The 25,280-nt window shown below is 62.5% G+C and carries 27 protein-coding genes; 15 read left to right on the top strand and 12 right to left on the bottom strand.

Features of this window, described 5'->3' with window-relative positions; translation table 11 throughout:
• Position 1: 1 nt before the first annotated feature.
• Complete coding sequence (locus tag JQ558_RS25625; RefSeq protein WP_212295540.1) at positions 2 to 832, top strand: enoyl-CoA hydratase; 831 nt, start codon at positions 2 to 4, stop codon at positions 830 to 832.
• Positions 833 to 836: 4 nt separating this feature from the next.
• On the opposite strand, the gene JQ558_RS25620 is transcribed toward JQ558_RS25625, so the two are convergent.
• The 3 genes from JQ558_RS25620 to JQ558_RS25610 form a co-directional block, all read right to left on the bottom strand.
• The gene (locus JQ558_RS25620; RefSeq protein WP_212206055.1) at positions 837 to 1,241 is read right to left on the bottom strand and encodes a nuclear transport factor 2 family protein; all 405 of its coding nucleotides are present in this window, start codon (positions 1,239 to 1,241) and stop codon (positions 837 to 839) included.
• 185 nt (positions 1,242 to 1,426) lie between these two features.
• Positions 1,427 to 2,044: a GNAT family N-acetyltransferase gene (locus JQ558_RS25615; protein ID WP_212206053.1), complete on the bottom strand. Its 618-nt coding sequence runs from the start codon at positions 2,042 to 2,044 to the stop codon at positions 1,427 to 1,429.
• 70 nt (positions 2,045 to 2,114) lie between these two features.
• Positions 2,115 to 2,318: a DUF1127 domain-containing protein gene (locus JQ558_RS25610; RefSeq protein ID WP_212206051.1), complete on the bottom strand. Its 204-nt coding sequence runs from the start codon at positions 2,316 to 2,318 to the stop codon at positions 2,115 to 2,117.
• A gap of 117 nt (positions 2,319 to 2,435) precedes the next feature.
• Between JQ558_RS25610 and JQ558_RS25605 the strand changes: the two genes are divergently transcribed.
• The 5 genes from JQ558_RS25605 to tcuB all read left to right on the top strand — a co-directional run bounded on the left by JQ558_RS25605 (position 2,436) and on the right by tcuB (position 8,504).
• Positions 2,436 to 3,335, top strand: a complete 900-nt coding sequence (locus JQ558_RS25605; protein ID WP_212206049.1) for a transcriptional regulator GcvA — start codon at positions 2,436 to 2,438, stop codon at positions 3,333 to 3,335.
• Positions 3,336 to 3,485: 150 nt separating this feature from the next.
• Complete coding sequence (locus tag JQ558_RS25600) at positions 3,486 to 4,796, top strand: MFS transporter (protein ID WP_212295539.1); 1,311 nt, start codon at positions 3,486 to 3,488, stop codon at positions 4,794 to 4,796.
• 114 nt (positions 4,797 to 4,910) lie between these two features.
• Complete coding sequence (tcuA, locus tag JQ558_RS25595; protein WP_212295538.1) at positions 4,911 to 6,311, top strand: FAD-dependent tricarballylate dehydrogenase TcuA; 1,401 nt, start codon at positions 4,911 to 4,913, stop codon at positions 6,309 to 6,311.
• Positions 6,312 to 6,338: 27 nt separating this feature from the next.
• Positions 6,339 to 7,367, top strand: coding sequence for an esterase (locus JQ558_RS25590; protein WP_212295537.1), 1,029 nt, complete (start codon positions 6,339 to 6,341; stop codon positions 7,365 to 7,367).
• A gap of 30 nt (positions 7,368 to 7,397) precedes the next feature.
• On the top strand, positions 7,398 to 8,504 hold the full coding sequence (gene tcuB, locus JQ558_RS25585; protein ID WP_212206041.1) for a tricarballylate utilization 4Fe-4S protein TcuB: 1,107 nt from the start codon (positions 7,398 to 7,400) through the stop codon (positions 8,502 to 8,504).
• A gap of 522 nt (positions 8,505 to 9,026) precedes the next feature.
• Here the strand turns inward: tcuB and JQ558_RS25580 are convergent.
• The gene (locus JQ558_RS25580) at positions 9,027 to 9,338 is read right to left on the bottom strand and encodes a hypothetical protein (RefSeq protein WP_212295536.1); all 312 of its coding nucleotides are present in this window, start codon (positions 9,336 to 9,338) and stop codon (positions 9,027 to 9,029) included.
• Between the two features lie 698 nt (positions 9,339 to 10,036).
• On the opposite strand from JQ558_RS25580, the gene JQ558_RS25575 reads away from it, so the two are divergent.
• Positions 10,037 to 10,471, top strand: coding sequence for a hypothetical protein (locus JQ558_RS25575; protein ID WP_212206843.1), 435 nt, complete (start codon positions 10,037 to 10,039; stop codon positions 10,469 to 10,471).
• A 69-nt stretch (positions 10,472 to 10,540) separates the two neighbouring features.
• On the opposite strand, the gene JQ558_RS25570 is transcribed toward JQ558_RS25575, so the two are convergent.
• Entirely contained in the window at positions 10,541 to 12,037 is a 1,497-nt protein-coding gene (locus JQ558_RS25570; protein ID WP_212295535.1) for a serine hydrolase, read from the bottom strand.
• Between the two features lie 188 nt (positions 12,038 to 12,225).
• Between JQ558_RS25570 and JQ558_RS25565 the strand changes: the two genes are divergently transcribed.
• The 3 genes from JQ558_RS25565 to JQ558_RS25555 all read left to right on the top strand — a co-directional run bounded on the left by JQ558_RS25565 (position 12,226) and on the right by JQ558_RS25555 (position 14,001).
• The gene (locus JQ558_RS25565; protein ID WP_212276574.1) at positions 12,226 to 13,008 is read left to right on the top strand and encodes an HpcH/HpaI aldolase/citrate lyase family protein; all 783 of its coding nucleotides are present in this window, start codon (positions 12,226 to 12,228) and stop codon (positions 13,006 to 13,008) included.
• A 40-nt stretch (positions 13,009 to 13,048) separates the two neighbouring features.
• Complete coding sequence (locus JQ558_RS25560) at positions 13,049 to 13,363, top strand: hypothetical protein (RefSeq protein WP_212295534.1); 315 nt, start codon at positions 13,049 to 13,051, stop codon at positions 13,361 to 13,363.
• Positions 13,364 to 13,704: 341 nt separating this feature from the next.
• The gene (locus JQ558_RS25555; protein ID WP_212295533.1) at positions 13,705 to 14,001 is read left to right on the top strand and encodes an HU family DNA-binding protein; all 297 of its coding nucleotides are present in this window, start codon (positions 13,705 to 13,707) and stop codon (positions 13,999 to 14,001) included.
• A gap of 36 nt (positions 14,002 to 14,037) precedes the next feature.
• Here JQ558_RS25555 and JQ558_RS25550 read toward each other — a convergent pair whose 3' ends face one another.
• From JQ558_RS25550 to JQ558_RS25540, 3 genes are read right to left on the bottom strand one after another with little or no spacing between them, the layout of a single operon-like run.
• Complete coding sequence (locus JQ558_RS25550) at positions 14,038 to 14,451, bottom strand: Rieske (2Fe-2S) protein (protein WP_211999336.1); 414 nt, start codon at positions 14,449 to 14,451, stop codon at positions 14,038 to 14,040.
• Complete coding sequence (locus tag JQ558_RS25545; RefSeq protein ID WP_212295532.1) at positions 14,451 to 15,554, bottom strand: amidohydrolase family protein; 1,104 nt, start codon at positions 15,552 to 15,554, stop codon at positions 14,451 to 14,453. Before JQ558_RS25545 ends, JQ558_RS25550 begins: the two co-directional genes overlap by 1 nt.
• Complete coding sequence (locus JQ558_RS25540; protein WP_212295531.1) at positions 15,551 to 16,636, bottom strand: amidohydrolase family protein; 1,086 nt, start codon at positions 16,634 to 16,636, stop codon at positions 15,551 to 15,553. Before JQ558_RS25540 ends, JQ558_RS25545 begins: the two co-directional genes overlap by 4 nt.
• 167 nt (positions 16,637 to 16,803) lie before the next feature.
• On the opposite strand from JQ558_RS25540, the gene JQ558_RS25535 reads away from it, so the two are divergent.
• On the top strand, positions 16,804 to 17,784 hold the full coding sequence (locus JQ558_RS25535) for an MBL fold metallo-hydrolase (protein ID WP_212295530.1): 981 nt from the start codon (positions 16,804 to 16,806) through the stop codon (positions 17,782 to 17,784).
• A gap of 3 nt (positions 17,785 to 17,787) precedes the next feature.
• The gene (locus JQ558_RS25530) at positions 17,788 to 18,270 is read left to right on the top strand and encodes a CinA family protein (RefSeq protein ID WP_212295529.1); all 483 of its coding nucleotides are present in this window, start codon (positions 17,788 to 17,790) and stop codon (positions 18,268 to 18,270) included.
• Between the two features lie 164 nt (positions 18,271 to 18,434).
• Here the strand turns inward: JQ558_RS25530 and JQ558_RS25525 are convergent, their stop codons facing one another.
• Entirely contained in the window at positions 18,435 to 19,286 is an 852-nt protein-coding gene (locus tag JQ558_RS25525; protein WP_212295591.1) for a metal-dependent phosphohydrolase, read from the bottom strand.
• A gap of 245 nt (positions 19,287 to 19,531) precedes the next feature.
• Here JQ558_RS25525 and JQ558_RS25520 point away from each other — a divergent pair, with 245 nt between their 5' ends.
• Positions 19,532 to 20,425 carry a VOC family protein gene (locus JQ558_RS25520; protein WP_212295528.1) on the top strand — a complete coding sequence of 298 codons (894 nt, stop codon included), beginning with the start codon at positions 19,532 to 19,534 and terminating at the stop codon, positions 20,423 to 20,425.
• Between the two features lie 219 nt (positions 20,426 to 20,644).
• Positions 20,645 to 21,055 (top strand): hypothetical protein, encoded by a 411-nt coding sequence (locus tag JQ558_RS25515; RefSeq protein ID WP_249142634.1) that lies wholly within the window; start codon positions 20,645 to 20,647, stop codon positions 21,053 to 21,055.
• A gap of 156 nt (positions 21,056 to 21,211) precedes the next feature.
• Here JQ558_RS25515 and JQ558_RS25510 read toward each other — a convergent pair whose 3' ends face one another.
• From JQ558_RS25510 to JQ558_RS25500, 3 genes are all read right to left on the bottom strand, one after another.
• Positions 21,212 to 22,522 carry an HlyD family type I secretion periplasmic adaptor subunit gene (locus JQ558_RS25510; protein WP_212276567.1) on the bottom strand — a complete coding sequence of 437 codons (1,311 nt, stop codon included), beginning with the start codon at positions 22,520 to 22,522 and terminating at the stop codon, positions 21,212 to 21,214.
• The gene (locus JQ558_RS25505; RefSeq protein WP_212209394.1) at positions 22,519 to 24,264 is read right to left on the bottom strand and encodes a type I secretion system permease/ATPase; all 1,746 of its coding nucleotides are present in this window, start codon (positions 24,262 to 24,264) and stop codon (positions 22,519 to 22,521) included. Before JQ558_RS25505 ends, JQ558_RS25510 begins: the two co-directional genes overlap by 4 nt.
• A 320-nt stretch (positions 24,265 to 24,584) precedes the next feature.
• A complete protein-coding gene (locus JQ558_RS25500) occupies positions 24,585 to 24,848 on the bottom strand; it encodes a GlsB/YeaQ/YmgE family stress response membrane protein (RefSeq protein WP_212276566.1) in 264 nt (87 codons plus the stop codon).
• A gap of 204 nt (positions 24,849 to 25,052) precedes the next feature.
• On the opposite strand from JQ558_RS25500, the gene JQ558_RS25495 reads away from it, so the two are divergent.
• Complete coding sequence (locus JQ558_RS25495) at positions 25,053 to 25,226, top strand: hypothetical protein (RefSeq protein WP_212209393.1); 174 nt, start codon at positions 25,053 to 25,055, stop codon at positions 25,224 to 25,226.
• Positions 25,227 to 25,280 lie beyond the last annotated feature (54 nt).

Genomic DNA, 25,280 nt, shown 5'->3' with positions numbered 1-25,280 from the left:
CATGGCCACTGAAACCACCGTCGACACCGGCACCAATGAATTGCTGTGCGTGATCCGCGACCGCGTCGCCATCATCACGCTGAACCGCCCCGAGGCGCGCAACGCGATGTCGGATCATCTGACGCCGGCGCTGCGCAACATGATCAAGACCTGCGGCGAGAATCCCGAAGTCGGCGCGCTGCTGCTCACCGGCGCCGGCACGGCGTTCTGCGCCGGCGGCAACGTCAAGGGCATGGGCGCCAACCGCGACAAAAAGAAGCTCGATATGTCGCATGACGAGCGGGTCGCCGATCTGCAGGAACGGCAGCGCCTGCTGACCGGCGCCCTGGTCTCGGTGCGCAAACCGACCATTGCGGCCTTGCCCGGCCCCGCGGTCGGCGCCGGGCTTGCGCTGGCGATGGCCTGCGACATCCGTATCGCCGCGCAATCGGCGTTCCTGTCCACCGGCTATCTCAAGGTTGGGCTGAGCGGCGATTATGGCATCGCCTGGCTGCTGACGCGCCTCGTCGGCACCTCGCGCGCCCGCGAGTTGATGTTCACCTGCGAGCGCGTCGATGCCGCCAGGTGCGAAACGATCGGCCTCGTCAACCGCGTGGTGCCGGACGACAGGCTGCAGGCCGACGCCTTTGCACTCGCCAAATCGATCGCGGAAGGTCCGACGATCGCGATCCGCTATATGAAGGACAATCTCGACGAAGCCCTGATGTTCGATTTCGCCACCGCGCGCGATCATGAAGCCGAACGCATGATCCGCACCCAGGTGACGGCGGATCACAAGGAAGCGGTGCAGGCCTTCATCGAGAAGCGCAAGCCGGTGTTCAGGGGCGGTTAAGGGGCTAACTTATCGGGTTTTCGTCAAACAGCCGCGCCACCATCACCGAATCCAGGTAGGCGCGCACGCGCACGATTCTGTCGTTCTTGAAATAGCAGACCCAGCAATAGTGGTTGTCGAAGCGAAAACCGTTCCTGGCGGTCGCTTCCGAATGCAACTCCACAATCGCGACATCGTCATTCACGATCAGATTGTCGACGTGCAATTGCGCGCCATTGGGCAACACCTTGCCGAGTTTCGCAAAGGTCCCGGCGATGAAATCGGCCTTTGATGTGTAGTGGCCGGCGAGCGGATGCGTGCCCATCACGATCCAGTCGACATCGTCGGTGACATGGCCAAAGAATGCTGCGCCGTCGCCGTGTTCGAGGCCGGCAAAGATTTTCCGCACGAATTCAGCATCGACTGACATACGCCGCTCTCCGCTCGGTGGGGCTAGGCTAAACGGGGCTGGCGCGGTTTTCAATCGAAGGAGCTCGCGGCCGGGCGCGAGGTTTCGACGTCGACCGACTGGAGTGAGGAGGCTGCGTGAATGCGGCGGAAGCCGAGGCATAAAAATAGCCCGGTTCTGGTCAGCCAGAACCGGGCCTAGTTTCGTCAAACCGCAACCGAGGACATAGTGGCCTGGCGGGAGAGGGCGGCGAGCCGCCAGCTTGCACAGGGGATGTCTTGCGGTTCGACGTCGATATTCTTTGCGAAGCGCACCAGTTTCCAATCGCCGGGGGTCGGCATGAAGTCGTAGCCGGATTTGCGGGCGAGGCCGATCATGGCCTCGTTGGAACGCAGGGTGTCGCCGAACAGACTGTCAGCGCCGAACGAGGCGGCGCGGCATTCGAGATTTTTCAACAGCGCCTTGCCGATGCCATGGCCCTGCCAGCGGTCGTCAACCGACAGGCCGAATTCGATGCTGCCGTTCTCGAACGCGTAGCGGGCTTCGCCGACGATGATCTCATGGCCGTCGACCAGCATGGTCGCGACCACGCTGAAGCGGTCGGCCTCGCCGATATGGATGAAATCCTCGAGCACCGACGGCGGCAGTTCGCTGATGGCGCCGAGGAAGCGGTTGTAGCGGGAGCGGATAGTCAGCGCGCGGAAATAGCTTTGCAATGCCTCGGCATCGCGCGGCTCGACGAAACGCACGCTCAGCGCCTCGCCGCTGCGCGCGCGCAGCACGTCCGAATATTGCCTGAGATCGTCGAAACGCATCGTCGTCATCGCACGCTCCCATTGCTCCCGAAAGAATGGCCGGCGTCCCCCTGATGAGGCGACGCCGGCCTGGCTGCCTTTAGGCCCGCCAGAATGGTTTCGAGGCTTCGTAGATGGCATCGCCGTGGGAGACGCCGATGTCGTGGAGTTCCCGGTCCGACCAGTTGGCCAGTTCCCGGCGAGCCGCCGAGCGCTGCCGCCAGACATGGAAGAGTTCGGCGACCTGGCTGAAAAGGCTCTGTCCATGATGATTTATCATCGATTCATGCGTGAAAGTAGACATTTGAAGCTCCTATCTCTAATCTGTTGTCGCTAATATCTGCGCTCCAGAGGCCTTTCACAAACGACACTTTGTACCGTTTCGGATGATAAAAACTCATATATTGGGGAAGTGCTGGAAATGACCGCCAGGCTGCCGTCGCTGAATGGGTTGCGCGCCTTCGAGGCTGCCGCCCGGCATCTGAGCTTCACGCAGGCCGCGGCCGAGCTGAACGTCACGCAGACCGCGATCAGCCATCAGATCAAGCGGCTGGAAGAAGAGCTCGGCGTCCGCCTGTTCGTGCGCCAGAACCGGGCGCTGACGCTGACGCCGCAGGCGGTCGATTACCTGCCCGGCATCCGCGCCGCCTTCAACGACCTGCGGCTCGCCACCGATCGGCTGCTGCGAAAGGACGACGACCAAGTGCTGACGGTCTCGACGCTGGCCTCGCTTGCCGCCAAATGGCTGCTGCCGCGCCTTGCCGCGTTCCAGGAAGCCCATCCCGGGATCGACGTGCGCATCACCACCTCGACCAATCTGGTCGACTTCCAGCGCGACAATGTCGATGCCGCGATCCGCTATGGCCGCGGCCAGTGGGCGGGGTTGCGCGCCGACTGGCTGATGGCGGACGAGCTGTTTCCGGTGTGCAGCCCAAATCTCTTGAAGGGCAGCAAGCCGCTGAAATGCCCCGAAGACCTCCGCGACCACGTGCTGCTGCACACCAGCAACTTCAACAGCGACGACTGGCGGCTGTGGCTGACAGCGGCCGGCCTGCCGGCGGACTTTTCCAAACAGCCGGGCGTGACCTTCGATCTCATCTTCATGACGGTGCAGGCCGCGATCGACGGCCTCGGCGTCGCGATGGGCCGCTCGGCCTATGTCGAGGACGACATCGCCAAGGGGCGCCTCGTCGTGCCCTTCAAGATCACGCTGCCGACCGACGCCGGATTCTATCTGGTCTCGCCCGCGGGACGAACCGACCCGCCGAAACTCTCGGCGTTCCGGCAATGGCTGGTTGCCTCGGTGCAGAACAAACCCTGAAAGGCCGACATTCCCCGTTCTCAGGGCACCCTCCACGTTTTGCGGGTTGCCGCCACGCCCAACTGTGCCAAATTGTCGCACCAAGCAGGCTAACTGTCTCGGTGAACGAGACTTTTTGCGCCGGCGGCAACACAGCGGGAGGACGGCGTCATGGCGCAGGCAAGTGGTTCGGAAATACCGCAAATCAAATCGCGTATCTGCGCCATCCTGCGTGCGACCAGCGGCAATTTCCTCGAGCAGTTCGATTTCTTCCTGTTCGGATTTTACGCCAGCGCCATCGCGAAGGCGTTCTTTCCTGCCCAGAACGAAACGGCGGCGCTGCTGAACGCGTTCGGTGTGTTCTGGCTCGGCGCGCTGATGCGCCCGGTCGGTGCCATCGTGCTCGGCGCCTATATCGACCGCATCGGCCGGCGCCGGGGTTTGATCGTGACGCTCGCCATCATGGCGATCGGGACGGTCGTGATCGCCTTCTGTCCGGGGTATGAGACGATCGGCATCGCCGCTCCAATCATCGTGCTGCTTGGCCGGCTGCTGCAGGGATTTTCCGCCGGCGTCGAACTCGGCGGCGTCTCGGTCTATCTGGCGGAGATCGCCACACCCGGCAACCGGGGCTTCTACACCTCGTTTCAATCTTCCAGCCAGCAGGTCGCGATTTTTGTTGCCGCGATCCTCGGCTACGTGCTGAGCGAGGTGATGCCGGCCGAAACGGTTGCGGCGTGGGGCTGGCGCATTCCATTCTTCATCGGCTGCCTCATCATTCCCTTCATTTTCGTGCTGCGGCGGACGCTGGAAGAGACGCCCGCCTTCCTGGCCATGAAAAAGCATCCGAGCGCATCGGAGGTGTTCGCGTCCGCGGTGGCGAACTGGCGCATCGTCGTTCTCGGCATGATGATGGCGGTGTTGACCACGACGACCTTCTACTTCGTCACCGTCTACACGCCGACCTTCGGCAAGACCGTGCTGAAGCTGTCGACGCCGGACGCCCTCCTCGTCACCCTCTTGGTGGCCGTCACCAATTTCATCTGGAATCCGGTCGGCGGCGCGCTGTCCGACCGGATCGGGCGCAAGCCGGTGTTGCTGGCGATTGCATGTCTGGCCCTGCTGACCGCCTATCCGGCACTGCACTGGCTGATCGCGGCGCCCACCTTCGGCAAGATGCTGGCCGTCGAAATGATGTTCTCGTTCTACTTCGGCGTTTACAGCGGCACCATGCTGGGCGCGCTGGTCGAGGTGGTGCCGGCGCATGTCCGAACCACCTGTTTCTCGCTGGCCTTTGCGCTCGCCGCGGGCCTGTTCGGAACGTTTACGCCATTTGCATCGACTTGGCTGATCGGTCGCACCGGCGACAAGGCATCCCCCGCCTACTGGCTGATGTGCGCCGCGGCGCTCGGCATCATCGCAGCGCTCGCGATCTATCGCGGCGGAGAAACCATCGCGACCCGCGACGCCGTTCCCGCCTAGAACATTGCAGGGAAACCCTAACGGATCATTCCGCGATGCGCGCCGTATCCGACATTGTCGCATGTCGCGCGTCCGCCAATTTGATTTCCATGCAAACAACGATAACAAGAGCGCATGGTGGATTTGAAACGCAGGTTCGATGTTCTGGTGATCGGTGGCGGCAACGCCGCGCTGTGCGCCGCGATCAGCGCCCGCAGGGCCGGCGCCTCGGTGCTGGTGCTGGAAGGCGCGCCGAAATTCTACCGCGGCGGCAATACCCGCCACACCCGCAACATGCGCTGCGCCCATGACGCGGCGACCGACATTCTCACCGGACCCTACACCGAAGAGGAATTCTGGCAGGACCTGTTGCTGGTGACCGGCGGCGAGACCGACGAAGAGCTGGCAAAATTCATGATCCGGGAGTCCAAGGACATCCTGGACTGGATCGTCGAACAGGGCGTGCGCTGGCAGCCGTCGCTCGGCGGCACGCTCAGCCTCGGCCGCACCAACTCGTTCTTCCTCGGCGGCGGCCGCGCGATGCTCAACGCGCTGTATCTGACCGCCGAACAGCTTGGCGTCCAGATCCTCTATGACGCGGAGGTCGCTGATCTCCACATCGAGGACGGCATGTTCCTGGCGGCTCACCTGAAGCAGCCGATCGATGGGGCCACCGAAATCCGCGCCTCGGCGCTGGTCGCCGCGGCCGGCGGGTTTGAGGCCAACATCGAATGGCTCAAGGAGTATTGGGGCGAGGCGGCCGACAACTTTCTCATTCGCGGCACGCCCTATAACCGCGGCTCGATCCTGAAAATGCTGCTGGCCAAGGGGGTGCAGGACATCGGCGATCCCACGCAATGCCATGCGGTCGCGATCGACGCCCGGGCGCCGAAGTTCGACGGCGGCATCATCACGCGGCACGACTCGGTCGTGTTCGGCATCGTCGTCAACAAGCACGCCCAGCGCTTCTACGACGAGGGCGAGGACATCTGGCCGAAGCGGTACGCGATCTGGGGCCGGCTGGTGGCGGCCCAGCCCGACCAGATCGCCTACATCATTTTCGATTCGGCCGTGGTCACGAGCTTCATGCCGACGCTGTTCCCGCCGATCGCGGGCGGCACCATCGCCGAACTCGCGGGAAAACTCGAACTCGATCCGGCGGCGCTGGAGAAGACCATCACCGATTTCAACGCCGCGGTGCAGCCCGGCACGTTCGACCACACTATCCTGGATGACTGCCGCACCGAAGGCATCACGCCGCAGAAAACGCATTGGGCGCGCAAGATCGAGGCCGCGCCGTACCTCGCCTATCCGGTGCGGCCCGGCATTACGTTTACCTATCTCGGCACCCGCGTGAACAAGCAGTCGCGCATGCTGATGAAGGACGGCAAGCCTTCCGCCAACATGTTCGCCGCCGGCGAGATCATGGCCGGCAACGTGCTCGGCAAGGGTTATGCCGCCGGCATCGGCATGACCATCGGAAGCGTGTTCGGACGGGTGGCGGGACGGGAAGCGGCGAAAAATGCGAGAAACTAACGGCCGCCAAGACTCATGGGAGGGTTCATGTCGCGATTTGCGTTTGTATCCGTTGCAGCGCTCCTGATGATGGGCGCGGCCAATGCCGCCGAGCCGATCGCGTTGCGCGACATGGGCTCGTTCCATGTCGGCGGCCGGCTGGTTGAAATCTCCGGCAAGCCGGTCAAGGAAGTGACGTTCACGCCGGGCGGCGTGCCCGCCAAGGTCGACCCGAACGGCACCTACCAGGTCGAGCAGATGTACGTGCAGTATTTTCTGCCCGCCGTTGAGAAGGGCGCCTATCCACTGCTGATGTGGCACGGCGGTGGCCTGACCGGCGTCACCTATGAGACCACGCCGGACGGACGCGAGGGCTGGCTGAACTATTTTCTGCGCCAGGGCTGGGCCGTCTACAATTCGGATGCGGTCGAGCGCGGCCGCGCCGGTTGGGCGCAATATCCCGATATCTTCAAGAGCGAGCCGGTGTTCCTCACCACAGCCAATCCGTTCGAACGCTTTCGCATCGGCGACGGCGCCGGGTCCTACAATGCCGATCCAGCCAAGCGCAAGCTGTTGCCGGGCAACCAGTTCCCGAACGACGGCTATGAGAACTTCGTCAAGCAGAACGTGCCGCGCTGGACCACCACGGATGATGCGATCATCGCCGCCTATATCGCCGAGATCGATCGTGTCGGCCCCTCCGTCATCCTGTTCCACAGCCAGGCCGGCAGTTTCGGCTTCAAGGTGGCGCAGGCGCGGCCCGACAAGGTCAAGGCGCTGATCGCGATCGAACCCGCGGGGGTCGGCGATCCCGCCAAGGTCGAAAGCTTGAAGAACATTCCGACGCTGATGGTCTATGGCGACTATATCGAACAGGACGCGCGCTGGCCGAAGATCCGCGCCACCGGCGTCGCCTTTGCGGAAAGCATCAAGGCCGCCGGCGGCAGCGTCGATGTCGTCGACCTGCCGAAGGCCGGCATCAAGGGCAATTCGCACATGGTGATGATGGACAAGAACAATGCCGAGGTCGCAGCCCTGATCCAGAAATGGCTCGAGGGCAAGGGCCTCACCAAGTAACGCATACTTTACGGAAGAGAGCACCGCGCAATGCACGGAACGAGAATTCTGGAGGAGGCGGACCGCCTGATGACGGTCTGCAATTCCTGCCGCTATTGCGAGGGGCTCTGCGCGGTATTTCCGGCGATGGAAATGCGCCGCGCGTTTTCCGACGGCGACCTCAATTACCTCGCCAACCTCTGCCACGGCTGCGGCGCGTGCTACACCGATTGCCAGTTCTCGCCGCCGCATGAATTCAACGTCAATGTGCCGCAGACGCTTGCCGTCGCGCGGAACGAATCCTACGCAGCTTACGTCTGGCCCCGCGCCTTTTCCGGCGCCTTCGCGCGCAACGGCCTCGTGATCAGCATCGTTGCCGCGCTCAGCGTCGCCGCCTTCATCTTCGGCTTTGCCGCCTTCCACGACCGGCAAGTGCTGTTCGGCGTCCACACCGGCCCCGGCGCGTTCTACAAATTGATGCCGCACAACGCGATGGCGGCGCTGTTCGGCGCCGCCTTCCTCTATGCGATCGTGGCGCTGGTCATGGGCGTGCGCGCGTTCTGGCGCGATATCGGCGAGCCCGTCGGCATGCGCGCCGATGCGGGCTCGATCTGGCAGGCGATCCGCGACGCCGGCGAGTTGCGTTATCTCGATGGCGGCGGCGTCGGCTGCTTCAACGAGGACGATCGCCCGACCGACCGCCGCAAGATCTATCACCACCTCACCTTCTATGGTTTTGGGCTGTGCTTTGCCTCGACCAGTGTCGCGACGCTCTATCATTATTTTCTGGCGCGTCAGGCGCCCTATCCGTGGTGGGACCTGCCTGTCGTGTTGGGTACGCTCGGCGGCATTGGCTTGCTGATCGGGCCCGTGGGACTGCTCCTCGAAAAATGGAAGCGCGATCCTGTGCTGGTCGATGAAAAACGCCTCGGCATGGATGTCGCGTTCATCGTCATGCTGTTCCTGACCAGCCTGACCGGCATGGCGCTCTTGTTCCTGCGCGCAACGCCGGCGATGGGTCCGCTACTGGCGCTGCATCTCGGCGTGGTGTTCTCGCTGTTCATCACCATGCCTTATGGAAAGTTCGTGCACGGCATTTATCGGTTCGTCGCCCTGGTGCGTTATGCGCGGGAACGGCGGATGATGGGGCATGTTTGACACCGTCATTGTGCTCCGTTCTCCCCACTCGTCGTCCCGGCCTTGAGCCGGGACCCATACGCCGCGGCGCTCGTTGTTTGGGAAGGTATCTAACGCCGGCGTTCTCGCCGACGGGCCGCGGCGTATGGGTCCCGGGTCAAGCCCGGGACGACGGCCGTGATTGTAGATGCGCAATCATTCAAAACGCAACTTCGCGTTCTCGCGACGCATTGCGCCCGAGCTTTGCCAAAAACTCCTTGCCCTCTTCAAACTGAGGGCGCAGGGAAGACCGGGTGCGCGCTGCACCCGCGGTCCCGTGTGCGGTTTGCACTAAGTAGGCTGCACACGAGCATACAGGGCAGCGGAGAACACCCGGCCTTCCCTGCGCAATGGCTTTACGGCTTATGCCGTGCTCTCTCCGGAGACGAGTTCTTGGTTGACTCCGTCACTGCCGTTTCCGCTTGCGCTTCTCCGACAGCTTGACACCGGCAACGGGTGCCAGGACCACACGGTTTTGCCGTACGCTCGATCCACGCCATCGTCTCAGCGCAAACCAGCGTCCACCGCAACCCGCCCAACGTCCGTGACGACGGCCGACGCCCTTCTGACCAGGACGGGATGGCCAAAGATATGCACCTGATTTTCATTCTGGTAAACAGAAATATTTTTTATATCGGGGCTTGACACGACTTCCGCAAATCGGAAGTGATTTGCCCGTCGGGTCAGAATGTCGCACTCAGCCGTCATTGCGAGCCACCGGGTCGCAATGACGCGGAGAGAAGCAACGTCCCGCAGCGCGAGGTCCGAGAAAGGCCCGTTGCGGACAAGCCTTCGTTGCCGCATCATCCAGATCATGAACACTCACATACGATACCTTACCCATCCGCAGGTGAAGATAGATCCGTCTCTCCCCGTTCCGAACTGGGGATTGAGTGAGATCGGAAGAATGCGCACCGAAGCGCTGGCGAATGCTGGATGGCTATCGGGAACAACGCAGATCATCTCCAGCGGAGAGCTAAAGGCAAACGGGCGACGTACTTTTGGTGGACCACGGCGCTGTAGGGACTCTATTGTTCTGCCACTATTCCGGTTTTGCGATTGATCGAACGCACGACCAACCCGCGGGCGGCGGTCATTACTTCACGTTCGTCAAGGACGGACGACACGTACTTCATCCATGGCCTGCGATGGAATACTGACCCGGCCAAAAAGGGACATTCCCTGCTTGACCTGATATGCAAGAGGCCGCCAACGGAGACGGCCCGTGGCTTGTCTTGTCTGTGTGCCGAACAGGATGGTACCGGGCCACATGGTTCGGACCGCCGGCGGCGTAGCCGCACGGGTTACCCACGGCCTCTCGCCGATCCGCGAGCTGGCCGCGGACTTATCTTTAGGTCGGCTTTGCGGCATTCGCGCCACTTCCGGTCTACCCCACAAGCAGACATAATCGAGCACCGCGGCATGTCTCAAACGTGCCAAACTCGGACGTGCGAACTGTCCAACGATCGCCATGAACGCCGGCGAGTTTGGGCGCACAAACCAATCGGACCACCATGTCCCCTAGCTCCAAGACCAGTATCGCCAAGAAAGCTCGCACGAAAGCCGAGGCGGATTTTGCCACCTGGCTCATGATGGCCAAGCTCGGTGGTTTCGATGACCTTCCGTCAAACGCTCAGAGCTTTCTGACCAACTATAGAATCCGGCTCGAGACGATGAGCGAGGCCGAGTCCACGGCCCTGGCCGTTCGCGAGGTCTATGGCGCCTATTACAGCGAGATGGGAGGCGTGGGCACGGCCCCGGAACCACAGGCCCGCACCGCAACGTCAGAGGGCAAAGACGTGCGGCCCCAGAGACGGCCCAAACCTCAGCCCGGTCTGCCGGCCGCGCGCGATTCGACGAGGCCAGTGATCCGAAAATCCCTTCCGGCACTGCTGATTTTCGCGAGCATGGTGGCTGCGATTGTCGCATTTGGATTTCTGGCGCAGTAATGCCCGCGGATGGTGTGCGGGGACGTAGCGCTGCTCACAGCAACCGCAGGTGCGCGACTTTGGCATGTTTCACTTCTGAGCCCCGGGCTTTTGTGCTCTTGGCACGGCCTCGATCAACAGCGCGAGCGCCTTGTCGAAGCCTGAAGCGGCGTAAGATTCGCCCCGAGAGTGCCCGAGACGCACGACGACGAGATCGTGCGAGGGAATGATCAGCGTGGTCTGCCCGCCAGCGCCCGCCATGTAATAGGCATCGCGCGGGACTGGATATTGCCGGTCGCCGTTGAGCCAGAAAAAAGCGCCATAGATCGGCCGATTGTCCGCGGCCCAGGCCGGCGCAGGCGTGCTGACGAATGTGGTGTAGCCCTCCGGGAGAATGCGCTCACCGTTCCAGACGCCGCCCTGAAGATAGAGATTGCCAAGCCGCGCCCAATCGCGCCCGGAGCCCACCTCATAACCTTGCCCCAGAAAATTTCCGAACGGATCAGTTTCGATCACCATGGTACGGATGCCGAGCTTGTCGAACAGCACCCGCTGAGGAAATGAGAGATATTCGCCGCCGCGTTTTTCGACACCGAGCCGGATCAGATAGTTGATCAGGACCGGATCGGTGTTGCGATAGCGTCCGACCGTGTTGGGAGGCCATTGCAATGGCCGTGTTGCCGCGTAGCGAAAGGAATCGACGCCGCCGGTATAAAGATAGACGTGATCCGGGTAAGGCCCGGTTGGGTCATAATCCGGGTCTTGGGGCGCCCTGATCCGGAGCCCGCTCGACATGTGAAGAAGATCTGCAATGCGTATTTTGGCGCGCGGGTCGCCGGGCGTTTGCCATTCAGGGACCGGTGCCGGCTGGTTCAAATCGTAGACGCCGTCCTTGACCAGAATGCCAAAGAGCGTTGCCGTAACACTCTTGCCCATGGACCAGCCTTCGAGCGCCGTCTGCGCCGTAACGGCTTCCGCGTAGCGCTCGGCAATGAGGCGGCCTTTCCACGTCACAACGAACGCCGCAGTCAATGCTTCGGCCGGCTGGAACGCGGCATTCACGGCAGCTTTGAGTTTCTCGGCGTCGATTTCTGCCGGCAACGGATCCTGCGGCAGCATATCGCCCATGGGCCACAATTGGGTCGCGGGATCGGGCAATCGGCTGGTGACGGCGACCGGCTTGAAACTCATGGCGCTCTCGCCGATCGGCAGCGTGACGCACCCCTGGCTGCCGAGATATTTGGCCGTCCGGGTCACGCCGTTAGGGAGCGTGACGTGGACCGCCTTGTTGAGGCGATCGATGACCGGCTTGCCAAGCTTCGCGCGCTGCCGGTAGGGCGCCGTGAAAAACCCGACATTTCCGGCCGCGAAATCGGGCGCAAGGCCGGTCAAGAATACAGCTGAGCACATGACCTTCGCATATCCGGCGGCATGATGCATCAGGGGATCGCCTGGCGGCGGCACATAGGGCGTATCGAGTTCGAATGATTTCGCGCGGGCGATCAGTGCGTCCTGGGTGGGAGCCTGCGCCCCCGCAGCCGTAGCGGTGAGAGCCACCAGGATCGTCACCAGAAGACACTTCTTCATGATCGCTCCCGCGAAACGAACAAAATCGTTTGGTTCAATTGCTGCGCATGCGACGCATCAATATAACCTAACGCGTATCTGCGTGAGAGGCTGGACCAGCCCTCGCGGCGCAGGATATCAGATCGGTGGCCCGGCTGCGTTGCCGTGTTCGCCATGCCGGGCGCGTGAACATATCGGGGAGAAATCCGTTGCGTCCAAACCCAATCAAACCACGGCTTGCGGCCGGCGGCTGCGCGTTCGGAACGATGACGTTCGAGTTCTTCACGCCCGGCTATCCTTCGATCTGCCGCGAGGCCGGCGCCGAATTCATCCTCTACGACATGGAGCATTCGGGCGTCGGCTTCGAGACCATGAAGGCGCAGTTCGCATTCTGCCGCGGGCTCGACCTGGTGCCGCTGGTGCGCGTTCCCTCCGGCGACTATCATCACATCGCCCGCGCGCTCGACATCGGCGCGATGGGCATCATGGTGCCGATGGTCGAAACGCCTGAGCAGGCCAGGGCCATCGTTGGTTGCACGAAATATCCGCCCGTCGGGCGTCGCGGCGCCGCATTCAATGTCGCGGCACATGACGACTATGCCGGCGGCGCCGAGACCGACAAGATCGCCGAGGCGAATGCGCGCACGATGGTGATCGCGCTGGTGGAGACCGCTGACGGCATCGAGAACGTCGATGCGATCGCGGCGGTCGATGGCGTCGACGTGGTCTGGCTCGGCCACTACGATCTGACGAACTTCATGGGCATCCCGGGGCAGTTCGACAATCCGAAATTCCACAGCGCTGTCGATAGGCTGGTCAAGGCCTGCGAGAAACACGGCAAGACACCAGGCTTCCTCGCCGGCGACGAAAAGTGGGCGCGCGATTTCCGCGCCAAAGGCTTTCGCATGATCGCCTACGGCGTCGATACGCTATTGATGCAGCGCGCGCTCGCCGACGGCATCAAGCTGCTGCAAGGGACATTGAAGCCATAGCGGCAAGGGCGACGTTTCGGGACGAGCTCCGCCAATTTCGGTGGGCAACAGGATAAAGCAGATCAAGCCATGGGTGTGTTTTACCGAAGAAGTGGAGACGATCTTCGAAGGACATCAGATCGCATGCAGCGCGGTCCCGGATATGGAGAAGGCGGGACGGATGATCTTGAAGCTGTACATCGATGGGCAGCTGGTTGAATCGTCCTCCGGTGTGTCTCTTTACAGCCGCACGGCCTTGCTGTGTGGCGCGTTGAAGACGGCAGAAGCCAACCGGGTTGTGGAAATTTATGCGTCCGGGTTTTTCATGAAGCGATTGAATATCCATGTCGACGGCAGGCACATAGCGCGAAGCTAACGACTGTTGCCTGCATCTGTCATCGCGACAGCGGGATTTTGTTGTGTCATTGCAATGATCCGGGCAGAATTATCAGCGCCTGACCTCGCAGGACGCCAGTGGTATCAGCGACTTTACCAGCCTCTTGCAGGTGCCGATCGATCCGGAAGCGGTTCCCCACAGGCCTATCTACGCCTTGCGTTTTGGGCGTCGATAGGTTTTAAGCCCGGTAGCTTTCATGACCGCAGCCATGAACGGGAAGCGATTTGCGTGGCCTTGCCGCGCTCCAGACCGAGTTATGCAACCAGCGTAGCGCGTGCGCTTCAATCCGTTCTCCCCCACACACAGAAAGGTAATTTTCAATGGCCAAGATGACCAAGAATCAGTTGATCGATGCAATCGCAGAGGGAACGCAGCTTTCCAAGAATGACGTCAAGGCCGTCATCGAGCAGATGGCCACCGTCGGCTACAAGGAGCTGAATGAATCCGGTGAGTTCGTCATTCCCGGCTTCGTCAAAATGTCTGTCGTCAACAAGCCGGCGACTGAAGCCCGCATCGGCATCAATCCGTTCACGAAAGAGCCGATGGAGTTCGCGGCCAAGCCGGCCAGCAAGTCGGTCAAGGCGTCGCCGCTGAAGGTTGCCAAAGACGCTGTTTGATGGCGATGCGGCCGGCGTTCACGGGAACGGCGGCCGCTACAGATCGACCACCACGTAATCGCTCTCGACCGACACCGCGATCGTTTCGGCAACATACGGCCCCTTCACCACATTGGTGCCGGGCTCGACATTGACGGGATAGGCTTTGACGCGGAAGCGCTTGGGGTCGCAGTAGGACTGCCCGGTGCGGATATCGAATTCCCAGCCGTGCCAGGGGCAGCGGATGATCTCGCCCAACTTGGTATATTCGATCTCGCCGGGATCAGAGGAAGTCGCGAGCCCGATCAGCGGGCCTTCGCACAAGGCCGCGCCCTGATGCGGGCAGCGGTTCAACAGGCCGAAGAACTCGCCCTTGACGTTGAAGATCGCGATCGGCCGCTCGTCGATGGTGAGAAATTTTCGTGTGCCCGGCGGCAACTCGTCCACCGGGGCAATGACATGTCGCGCCATCAGATTATCCCGTACAGCTTCTTCGCATTGTCGAGATAGAACGCCTGCTTGTTGGCGTCGCTGACGCCGGCGGGCAGCACCCGCGACGGCTCGTCGAAATCCCAGTGCGGATAGTCGGTGGCGAACAACAGTTTGTCCCAGCCGATCCACTCGATCACTTCGAACAGATGCTCGCGCCGTTCCGGATCTTCCATCGGCTGCGTGGTCCACCAAATGTGATCGCGGATATATTCCGACGGACGGCGCTTCAAATGCGGCACCTCGCTGCGCAGCCGGTCGAAACTCTTGTCCAGCCGCCAGGAAAGCGACGGCGCCCAGCCGAAGCCGGCCTCGATCATCACCATCTTCAGCTTGGGATAGCGCTCGAACACGCCCTCGAGCACCAGGCTTGCGAGCGCCGTCTGCTGGCACTGCGAATGGCCGACCATCTCCTCGATGTAAAAGCTCGGCCAGCCGGACGCGGTGATGGGATTGCCGCCGAAGCCGAAGGCATGGACGCCGACGGGAAGGCCGATCTCCTGCGCCGCTTCATAGATCGGCCAGTAGCGGCGCTGGCCGAGCGGCTCGACATTGCGGCTCAGCAAAAGCACCTGCACGAAGTTCTTGTCACCGGCACGCTTGCGGATCTCGGCGGCGGCGGTGGGGCCGTGTTCATTGGCAACGACGATCGAACCTTTGAGACGCGAATCCTTGCTGGTCCATTTCTCGATCTGCCAGTCGTTGATCGCGGTCGCCAATGCTGCGCTGAGATCGTGGTTGCGCAGGCCCTGCCCGGTGTCGAGCGGATTGAGCACGCCGAGCGCGACATTGTAGGGGTCGAGCAGCTGCTTCTGCATGAAGGACAGCGAGGAGCCTTGTTTGCCGCCTTCCGGCGGATAGGCGTCGCGGCGCGAGGCGTTCGGCTGCGCCTTCGGATAGGGCGGGCCTTCCATCATGCCCTGATAGGCGTGCTTGCCGTAGGTTTCGAGATGCGAATGCCAGCGCTTTGCCAGGAACGGATAAAGCTCGGTCCCGGTGGCGCGCGCGGGATGGATGTCGCAATCGGCGATCGCGGTCTTGACGCTAGTGGAAGCGGCCGGGTCGGCGCGAAACTGCACATTCATGGCATTGCCTCCTTGAGCGCGGGCTGCGTGAGACGAGGATAGGTTGCGTGCGGATTGTCGATCATGATCTTGCGAACAAGATCTTGCGAAATGCCCTCCGGCAGCACCTCGTCGCCGTCGAATTGCCAGTGCGGATAGTCGGTTGAGAATAGGAGCAATTCGTCCGACTGCATATGGTCGAACAGGCGATTTAACGTGGCGGGATCCGGCGGCGCGTCGACCGGCTGCAGCGAAAAGCGGATGTTGCTGCGCACAATTTCCAGCGGCGCGCGGTCGACCCAGGGCGTTTCCATCCGCACCCCGCGCCAGAACTTGTGCAGCCGCCACAGGTATGACGGCAGCCAAGTGAAGCCACTTTCCAGCATCACCATCTTCAGCTTCGGATGCCGGGCGAACACGCCCTCGACGATCAGGCTGGTCAACTGGGTCTGGAACGCCTGCGCCTGCGCGACGTAATCCTCGACATGATAGGAACCCCAGCCGACCGAGGTCGGCGGATTGTGATAGGCGGAGCCGGCGTGGATGCCGACGGCCAGCCCGAGCCGCTCGGCGGCGGCATAGATCGGCCAATAGGCGCGTTTGCCGAGCGGCATGTCGCCCATCACAAGCATCAGTACCTGAACGAAGCGCGGGTCTTTGGCACAGCGCTCGATCTCGGCGACTGATTTTTCCACGCTCTGGGTCGGGATCACGATCGAGCCGCGCAGACGGGAATCCTTGTCGAGCCACTCTTTCACCAGCCAGTCGTTGAGCGCGCGGCAGAAGGCGTCCTGCATGTCCTCGGAAAACACCATCTGCACGCCATACAAGGGATTGCAGATGCCGTAGCTGACCTGAAACCGATCGAGCGCCTGCTTTTGCATGTCGCGGAGGCTGGAGCCGGGCTTGCCCTGCGCCGGACGCCAATCGGGGCGCGCGCTGATCGGCGAATTGGCCGGATAGGATTGCGACACCAGATCGGTCATGCCGCGCGTCGTCACCTGGTCGCGCCAGTATTCGTTCATATACGGCAGCAGGCTGGTCAGATGGGGCACTGCGGGATGCAGGTCGCAATCCACGCCGCCTGCGATCGGTGACGTCATGATGTTTCCACTTGCATGTTTCCTCGCGCCCGCGGTCTCACGGCATCTTGTAAGCCACGCCGCTTGGTTCTTTGGCCGCATTCAAGCAGGCTGACCGGCGCGCCGCAACTCGGCAAACGCTAGCCCCCTGTGCTAGGAAAACATGGGTCGGCCCTTGGGAGATTTTGATGATTCGGACTGGAAGCACGGCGGTTGCCATCACCCTTTTGCTGGCTGGCGCGGTAGCCGCGCAGACAGCGCCCCCTAGCCCACCAGCAGCACCGCCGCCGGTCGATTTCTCCAAGGTCGAAATCAAGACCACCGATCTCGGTGACAACGTCTACATGCTCGAGGGCCAGGGCGGGAACATCACGGTGGCGGTCGGCAAGACCGGCATCATCATGGTCGACGGCCAGTTCGCGCCGCTGCACGACAAGATCAAGGCCGCTATATCGACCATCTCGAACCTGCCGATCAAATACCTCATCAACACGCATTATCACGGCGACCACACCGGCGGGAACGAAGCCTTCGCCAAGGACGGCGTCACCATCGTTTCCGACGTCAACGTCAAGATTCGCCTGGCGGAGGGCACCACCAACGGCCTGACCGGCGTCAAGACGCCGCCGGCTCCGGCGGGCGCGCTGCCGAAGAAGACCTATGCCGGCGGCACGCTCAAGATCAGGATTCCCGGCCGCGTCGCCAATCTCAAGCACATCGCCCACGCCCATACCGACGGCGACACCTATGTGTGGTTCAAGACCGCCAATGTGCTGTCGACCGGCGACACCTTCACAAACGGCCGCTATCCCAACATCGACTTCGCCAATGGCGGCAACATCAAGGGCATGATCGCGGCGGCCAACACCTATCTCAAAATGACCAACGCCAAGAGCCGCATCGTGCCGGGCCACGGCCCGATCGCCGACAAGGCGGCGTTGACCGAGTATCGCGCCATGCTGGTGACCGCGCGGGACCGCATGGCGAAGCTGGTCAAGGAAGGCAAGAGCGAAGACGACGTGCTGGCCGCCAAACCGTTCGCCGATCTCGACAAGAAATGGGCGCCGACCGAGCTCGCCTCCACGAACTTCATTCGCGTCGTCTATCATTCGCTGGCGGACAAACCCGACAAGAAGTCATTGCTGAAACGCATGCTGCGCCGGAGTTGAGGAATGAAAGAGCTCGTAACGATCGCCGAGAAGATCGCCGTCAAACTGATCGAGCGGAAACAGACCATCGCGATCGCGGAATCCTCCACCGGCGGCCTGATCTCGGCGGCGCTGCTGTCGGTACCCGGCGCATCCGCCTATTTTCTCGGCGGCGGCGTGGTCTACACCCGCGACGCGCGGCGCATCCTGATGGACATTTCCGATGAGGCGATGAAGGGCCTCCGCTCGGCGTCGGAGCCCTATGCCAAACTGCTGGCGAGCCAGGTGCGCCAGCGCTTCGCCACCGACTGGGGCCTGTCGGAGACCGGCGCCGCGGGACCAACCGGCAACCGCTACGGCGACGCCGCCGGCCACAGCTGCATGGCGGTCGCGGGCCCGCAGAATGCGGTGTTCACGCTGGAGACCGGCAGCGCTGACCGGCAGGCGAACATGCAGAAGTTTGCGAGCACGGCGCTGGGCCTGCTGCTGGAGAATGTGTCGCGATAACCGCCATCGTCGTCCCGGCCTTGAGCTCAGATACGCAATTGCGCATCGGGGGACCCATACTCCGTGTCCTCTGTTTTGAAAGACGCTGTTCGACGACTTTGCCTAATCACTGAAGCCTGTGGTTATGGGTCCCGGCCTTCGCCGGGACGACGCCGGAATATGCGTCATCGCTGCGGTCCGGACAGGTTCACCTCCCGCTCCGCCCGGAAGACGTTGCTGTGCAAATTGGCGATCCATTGCCGGCCGCTGGAGGTGACGTTGAGATAGCGGATCGCAAGCTGGATCTGCGGCGCGACGTTGGTCCAGTAGAACTGCGGGAACCGATAAACGATGTCGGCGGGCGTCGCGTAGCCCAGCGTCTTGTTCAACCCGATTTCCTCGAACTCGTAAAACAGCGCATTCGACTTGCGCATGTAGTTGGGATCGCCGAGCTGGCCGATCAGATCGGCCGCGCGCAGCAGCAATCCTTCCTCCTCGTTGAGGTCATCACCGTCGTTCGGGCTGGTCGCGTAGGGAAAGCGGGTATATTCGATCGCCCGGGCAATCCGGGCCGCGTCGACTTCCTCCACGGCATCGAGCCGCTCGATCACGAACAGTTTTGAGCGGTCGACATGGTAGGGCGCAAGTGCTGCGTCGGACGATCCAACCGGCAGATGGACCTTGCGGCCGCTGAGATCTGCAACGAAGGCGTCATCCTCGTCGCCCTGGACGACGCCGCGGACATATCCGATATCATGGGCGAGGCAGGCCATGATGAAGTTCGCGTAATCGTCGGCCGTGGTGGCGCGCGCCAGCGCGCGGCCGACCAGGATGTCGTGGCCCACCAGCGTCACCAGCATGGTGTGCTCGATGTTGTGATACAGCGCATCGCTGTTGCCGATGCACTCCAGGGTCAGCCGCGCGGCAAAGGGCAGTAGTTTCGTCAGATCGGAATGCGAGGCGCCGAACCGTCCCTCGGTTTCCCGTGACAGGAACGAACCGAGGGCTTGCGCGGTCAGTTGGGGGATTGTGATCATCTCGGCACCCGCTCCCGTCTGTGGTCGCGCCGTGACGACGGCCTGCGCCGCAGCATCCCGGCTTTCCGATCGCTCACTCATCGAAACCATCCTATCACCAATCCCTGCATCCGCCGCACCCTTTGAAATGTCTGATCGGCGATGCCCGTGATGCGCTCGGGGAAGATACCAGCTCGTCGCGGCGACGGCTGGATCATGGCACCACGCCTGACTATAATCCGCTGAAACCTCTGGGGATCGCAGCCATGCAACAGCCGTTCGACCGCGCCGCAGAAGACCTCGGCAACTCGATCCATTTCGAACACGTCAACGTCTTCGTGCCCGATCAGCGGCTGGCGACGTTGTTCTATGTCACCGGGCTCGGACTGACGCGCGACCCTTATCTGATGGTGTCGGACACCAACATGTGGGTGAATGTCGGCAAGAGCCAGTTTCATCTGCCTGATGGTGAGGCGCAGGTGCTGCGCGGCCACACCGGCATCGTCATCTCCGGCCGTGAGGCGCTGCTGGAGCGGCTGGCGTCGGTCGCCAAAAAGCTCGAAGGCACCAAATTCGTGTATCGCGAACACAATGATTACGTCGAGGCGATCTGTCCCTGGGGCAATCGCGTGCGCTGCTATGAGCCGGACGCCGCGCGCTTCGGCCGCATCACGCTCGGCATTCCCTACGTCGAATTCGACGTGCCGATCGGCACCGCGAAAGCCATTTGCGGCTTCTACTCCGAGATCATGGGGATGCCGGCCGAATTGAAAAACGGCGACGGCGCCATGGCGCGCGTCAAGGCCGGCAAGGACCAATATCTGCAGTTCCGCGAGACCGACCAAAAGCAGCCGGAATTCGACGGTCACCACGTGCAGATCTACATCACTGACTTCTCGGGCCCCTACCGCAAGCTCCTGGAGCGCAATCTCGTCTCGCAGGAGGACAACCCGTACCAGTACCGCTTCAAGGACATCGTCGACCTCGACAGCGGCAAGCATCTGTTCACGGTCGAGCACGAGGTGCGCAGCGCCACCCACCCGATGTTCATGCGGCCGCTGGTCAACCGCAACCCGGCCGAGACCAACCGCACCTACGCGCCCGGCCACGAGCAATGGGCCTGGGCGATGGGACCTGACGAATATGACCGGCGGTCATAGCCCTCGTTTTCCGCGCAATCGATTGTCATGGAACCGGCGCGTCCAATTGGTCGCAGCGGCATCGCCAGATACTCGATGAAAGATGACCCTATTAACGTTACATCTTAACCAATCATTAAGTATGCGTTTGCGGGCCCGAAAGGCCCGACCTAGCGTACAGGGAGCGGTTTGGGGGAGCCGCCTGGAAACCAACGATTGGTATGTGCCATGGCGTATAGAATGCATTCGGCGCTTGTCGCGTCTCTCAGCGCAGCCGCGCTTTTGCTTGCCGCGGGCGATACATTCGCAAGATCAGGAACAGCGCCGGGTGGCGTCCGTGCGGGCCCCCATTCACCGGCCGTCCATGGTTTCGGGCATCACCGCCGGCACAATGTCGGGACCTTCTGGCCGGGAGGCGGCGGCTATTACTATTCGCCGTCGAATGGCGAGACCGTGGTCGAAGCGCCCCAGTCCACCACGCGCGACATCCGTTACACCTATACCTATGACGTGCCCTGGGATTGGGCGCATCGCTATCCGCCGAACGTTGTCCCGTCCGACCGGCCCTACGTGTCGAGCTGCTCCTCGGAGCCCGTCACGGTTCCCGGACGTAATGGTCATACGACCATCAACATCACGCGGTGCTATTGATTTTCGTCGTCCGGCCTTGAGCCGGGACCCATAACCACAGGCTTTCGTGGGTAGATACCAGTCGTCAAACACCGTCTCTCTTCATAACCGACACGGCGTATGGGTCCCCCCGATGCGCAATTGCGCATCTGAACTCAAGGCCGGGACGACAGTAACTCACTTCTCTCTGAACGAGCGCATCAGCTGATCGCTCAGCGGCTTCATCAGGTACGAGAACATGGTGCGGTCGCCGGTTTGCACGAAGGCTTCCACCGGCATTCCCGGAATCAACTTGTTGTTGGCGCCGAGGCGGGCGACTTCTTCCGGCGGCAGCGAGACGCGGATCGTGTAATAGGTTTGCCCGGTGCGCTGCTCGGTGGTGACGTCGGCCGACACCCTGGTGACCTTGCCGTTCAGCTCCGGCGTGGTGTGCTGGTTGAAGGCCGATAGCCGCAGCAATGTCTTCTGGCCGATCTGCAGCTTGTCGATGTCCTGCGGATTGACCTTGGCTTCGACCGACAGATCGTCGGCCTGCGGCACGATCATCATGATGGCGTCGCCCGCGGTGATCACGCCGCCGATGGTATGCACCGTCGACTGCAGCACCATGCCGGCCTGCGGCGCCCGGATGTCGATGCGGCGGAGTTGATCTTCCGCGGTGACCTTGCGCTCGACGAATTCGCCGATCTTGTCGTTGGTCTCGCGCAAATCCTTGGAAACCTCGCTGACCAGTTCCTTGTCGATCTGGATGATCTGCAGTTCGGTCTCGGTGATCTTGCCCTTGGCCTGCGCGCGCGAGGCGATGTACTGCGCGCGCTCGCCCGACAGGCGGGCGGAATCGCGCTCCAGCGTGGTCAGGCGCGAAATCTGGATCAGCCGCTGGTCGTAGAGCTGACGGACGCCGACCAGTTCCTTTTCGACCAGTGCGATTTCCTTGTCCTTGGCCTTCTCCTGCGCCGAGAGACCCTCGATTTCCTCATTGAGCTGCATGACCCGCTCGCGCAGCTGGGCCTTTTGCCCGGCGCGGCCGTTGACACGAACCTCGAACAATTTGGTCTCGCTCGCCATGACGTCCCTGACGTCGGGATCGTCGGCGCGATCGGCCAGCAGCGGGGGAAACTTGATCTTGTCAGTGCCGCGCTGTTCGGCCTCCAGCCGTGCCGCGCGCGCCAACAGGCCGTTGAGGGTTTTGACGACGATCGCCAGGCTTGCCTTGACCACGGTCTCGTCGAGACGGACCACGACGTCGCCGGCCTTGACGGTATCGCCGTCGCGCACCCGCACTTCGCCGACCACGCCACCGGTCGGGTGCTGCACCTTCTTGACGTTGGAATCGACCACCACCGATCCCGGCGCGATCAGCGCGCCCGAGATCGGCACCGTCGAGGCCCAGCCGCCGAATCCGCCCACCAGCACCAGCATCAACGCCAGGCCGACCACCAGATGCGACCGGATCGAACGGCGGGCGCCTTTCAACTCCTCGCTCATGATTTGGCTCCTGGGGCAACGATCTTGATCGGCGCGGGCGGCGGCGGGACGGCGCGCTGCAGCACCTGGCCGAGAACGGTTTCCTTCGGCCCGAACGCCTGCATGCGGCCATCCTTGAGCACCAGCAGTTGGTCGACCGCCTCGATGCCGATCGGCCGGTGCGCCACCACGATCACGATGGCGCCGCGCTCGCGCGCGCCGCGAACCGCGCGGGTCAGCGCCTCGTCGCCCTCGGTGTCGAGGTTGGAGTTCGGCTCGTCGAGCACGATCAGGAAGGGATGACCAAACAGCGCCCGCGCCAGCCCGACGCGCTGCGCCTGCCCGGCCGACAACGCGGTCCCCTGCTCGCCGATCTGGGTGTCATAACCCTCGCGCATCTTGATGATCATGTCATGCACGCCGGCCTCCTTGGCCGCGGTGATGATCGCATCCGATTTGGCGTCGGGATCGAAACGGGAAATGTTCTGGGCGATCGAGCCGGCGAACAATTCGACGTCCTGCGGCAGATAGCCGACGTGACGGCCGAGCACGTCCGATGACCATTGGTCGAGCGCGGCGCCATCGAGCCGCACCTTGCCGCGCACCGGCATCCAGACGCCGACCAGTGCACGTATCAGCGACGACTTGCCCGATCCGCTGGGCCCGATCACGCCGACGCCGGTGCCGGCCTCGACCGCAAAAGTGACATCCTGGACGATGACCCGCTGATCGCCGGGCGGCACGATGGTGACGCCCTCGACCGACAATCGCTTCGACGGGCTCTGCAGCAGGGTCTGGGTGCTCTGCGCCGGTATCTGTTCGAGCAGTTTGTTGAGGCGATGCCAGCTCTGGCGCGCCGCGACAAAGCCTTTCCAGTGCGCGATCGCCAGATCGACCGGCGCCAGCGCCCGCGCACTCAGGATCGAGCCTGCGATGATGATACCGCCGGACGCCTCCTGATGGATCACCAGATAGGCGCCGACCGCCAGCACCGCCGATTGCAGCATCATGCGCAGCACCTTGGCGATTGCACCTAAGCCGCCCGCGACGTCGCTGGCGCGCTGGTTGCCGGCCAGATAGCTCTCGTTGGCTTCGGTCCAGCGCTTGGTCAGCCGTCCGGCCATGCCCATCGCGACCAGCACTTCGGCGTTGCGCCGGCTGGTCGCCGCCAGATCGTTGCGCCGCGCCGCCAGCGTCATGGCGTCTTTGGCCGGCTGGCGCGACATCACTTCGGTGATCACGGTGAGGATCACCAGGATGATGGCGCCGACCAGCGCGGTAAGACCCAGCAACCAGTGGAACGCGAAACAGATGGCGAGGTAGAATGGCAGCCAGGGCAGATCGAAAAACGCGCCCGGCCCCTGACTGCCGAGGAAGGAGCGCACGTTATCGAGGTCGCGCAGCGGCTGCAGGCCTTCATTGCGAGCGCCCACCATCAGCGGCAGGCGCACGACGGTATCGAACACGCGGGCATTGATGGCTTCATCGAGCGCGGTGCCGATGCGGCCGAGAATCCGGCCCCGGATCAGGTCGAGGCCGCCCTGGGCGACGTATAATCCGCCGGCGAGCACGACCAGGCCGATCAGGGTCGGCACGCTCCGGCTCGGAATCACGCGGTCATAGACCTCCAGCATGAAAATCGAGCCGGTCAGGTACAGCAGATTGATCATGCAGCTCATGACGCCGACGCCGATAAACGCGTTGCGACAGGCGCGCAGCGCAATACCGAGTTCGGTCCGCCGGACACCGGGAGCAGCTGCCATCAATTCGAGTCTCTGCAAAAGGGATTAGCTAACGGGCTGGTTCTACCGATGTTTGTGGCCAGCGTCTATTTAAGTCACGTTAACCTGAATGCGGTTCATGCCCCGCAGCCGGCCGAACGTCTGGGCGAAACACCGGGAAATCAGCCGAATGACGGGGCAAACAGCTCCGGGGTGGGTTTTTCGGCGCTCCGCCCGGACCTGCTGATGACCGGGCGCGGTCCTGCGGAGCGTGGCAGGTTCCTCGCCCCCCGGCCCTGCACCGGCAGGCATCGGCGGAGCTTTGATAGCGAAGGCCTCGACCCACGCGAGCGCTTCGACCGCTACCTCCGGCCGCGCACCGCCCGCACCACCAGCAGCAATATCACGGCGCCGATCGCGGCATTGATGATCTCCCTGATCACGCCGGTGCCGATGTGGATGCCGAGCTTGGGCAAAAGAAGATTTGCAACCAGCGCGCCGGCGATGCCGACGAGGATGTCGCCGATCAGGCCAAAACCGGTGCCGCGCACGATCTTGCCGGCCAGCCAGCCGGCGACAAGCCCGATAAGCAGGATGACCAAAATGCCCTGGTTCGATACGTGCACCCTTGGATTCCCCGGTTCGCTCGCGTGGCCTGACGCCACGGTTTTAGACTACCGGCAATTCCCTGATGTGACGACCTGAATCAGCCCGCCACGCCGGTCCGTCGTGGAACTGTCAATCGCAATCCGCGTTATCCGGCAATGACGCAACCTGATATTTGGTACGTAACTTTTGGGCCGGACCGGACCGACGAGAGTGCGACGAGCATGGTCCGTACGACCCGCAAATTTAAATCGGAAGTCGACGCCAAGCTGTTCGCGATGCAGATCCTGGCGAAGGGCTGGTCTGCGAGCGCAGGCACGCTCAACCCGCACCAGCCCAAGCAGGTCGTGGGTCCCGCCCAGATCGAACAATGGGCGGATCCGGGCTTGGGCGGATAGATATTACTCTCCGTCATGGCTGGGCATAGCCGTCTGAAGGACGGCGTCGCTTCC

Source organism: Bradyrhizobium sp. AUGA SZCCT0160 (genome assembly GCF_018130105.1).
Taxonomy (GTDB): Bacteria; Pseudomonadota; Alphaproteobacteria; order Rhizobiales; family Xanthobacteraceae; genus Bradyrhizobium.
Note: the sequence above shows the minus strand (reverse complement) of the source record. Positions and strands in the feature narration are given on the sequence as shown.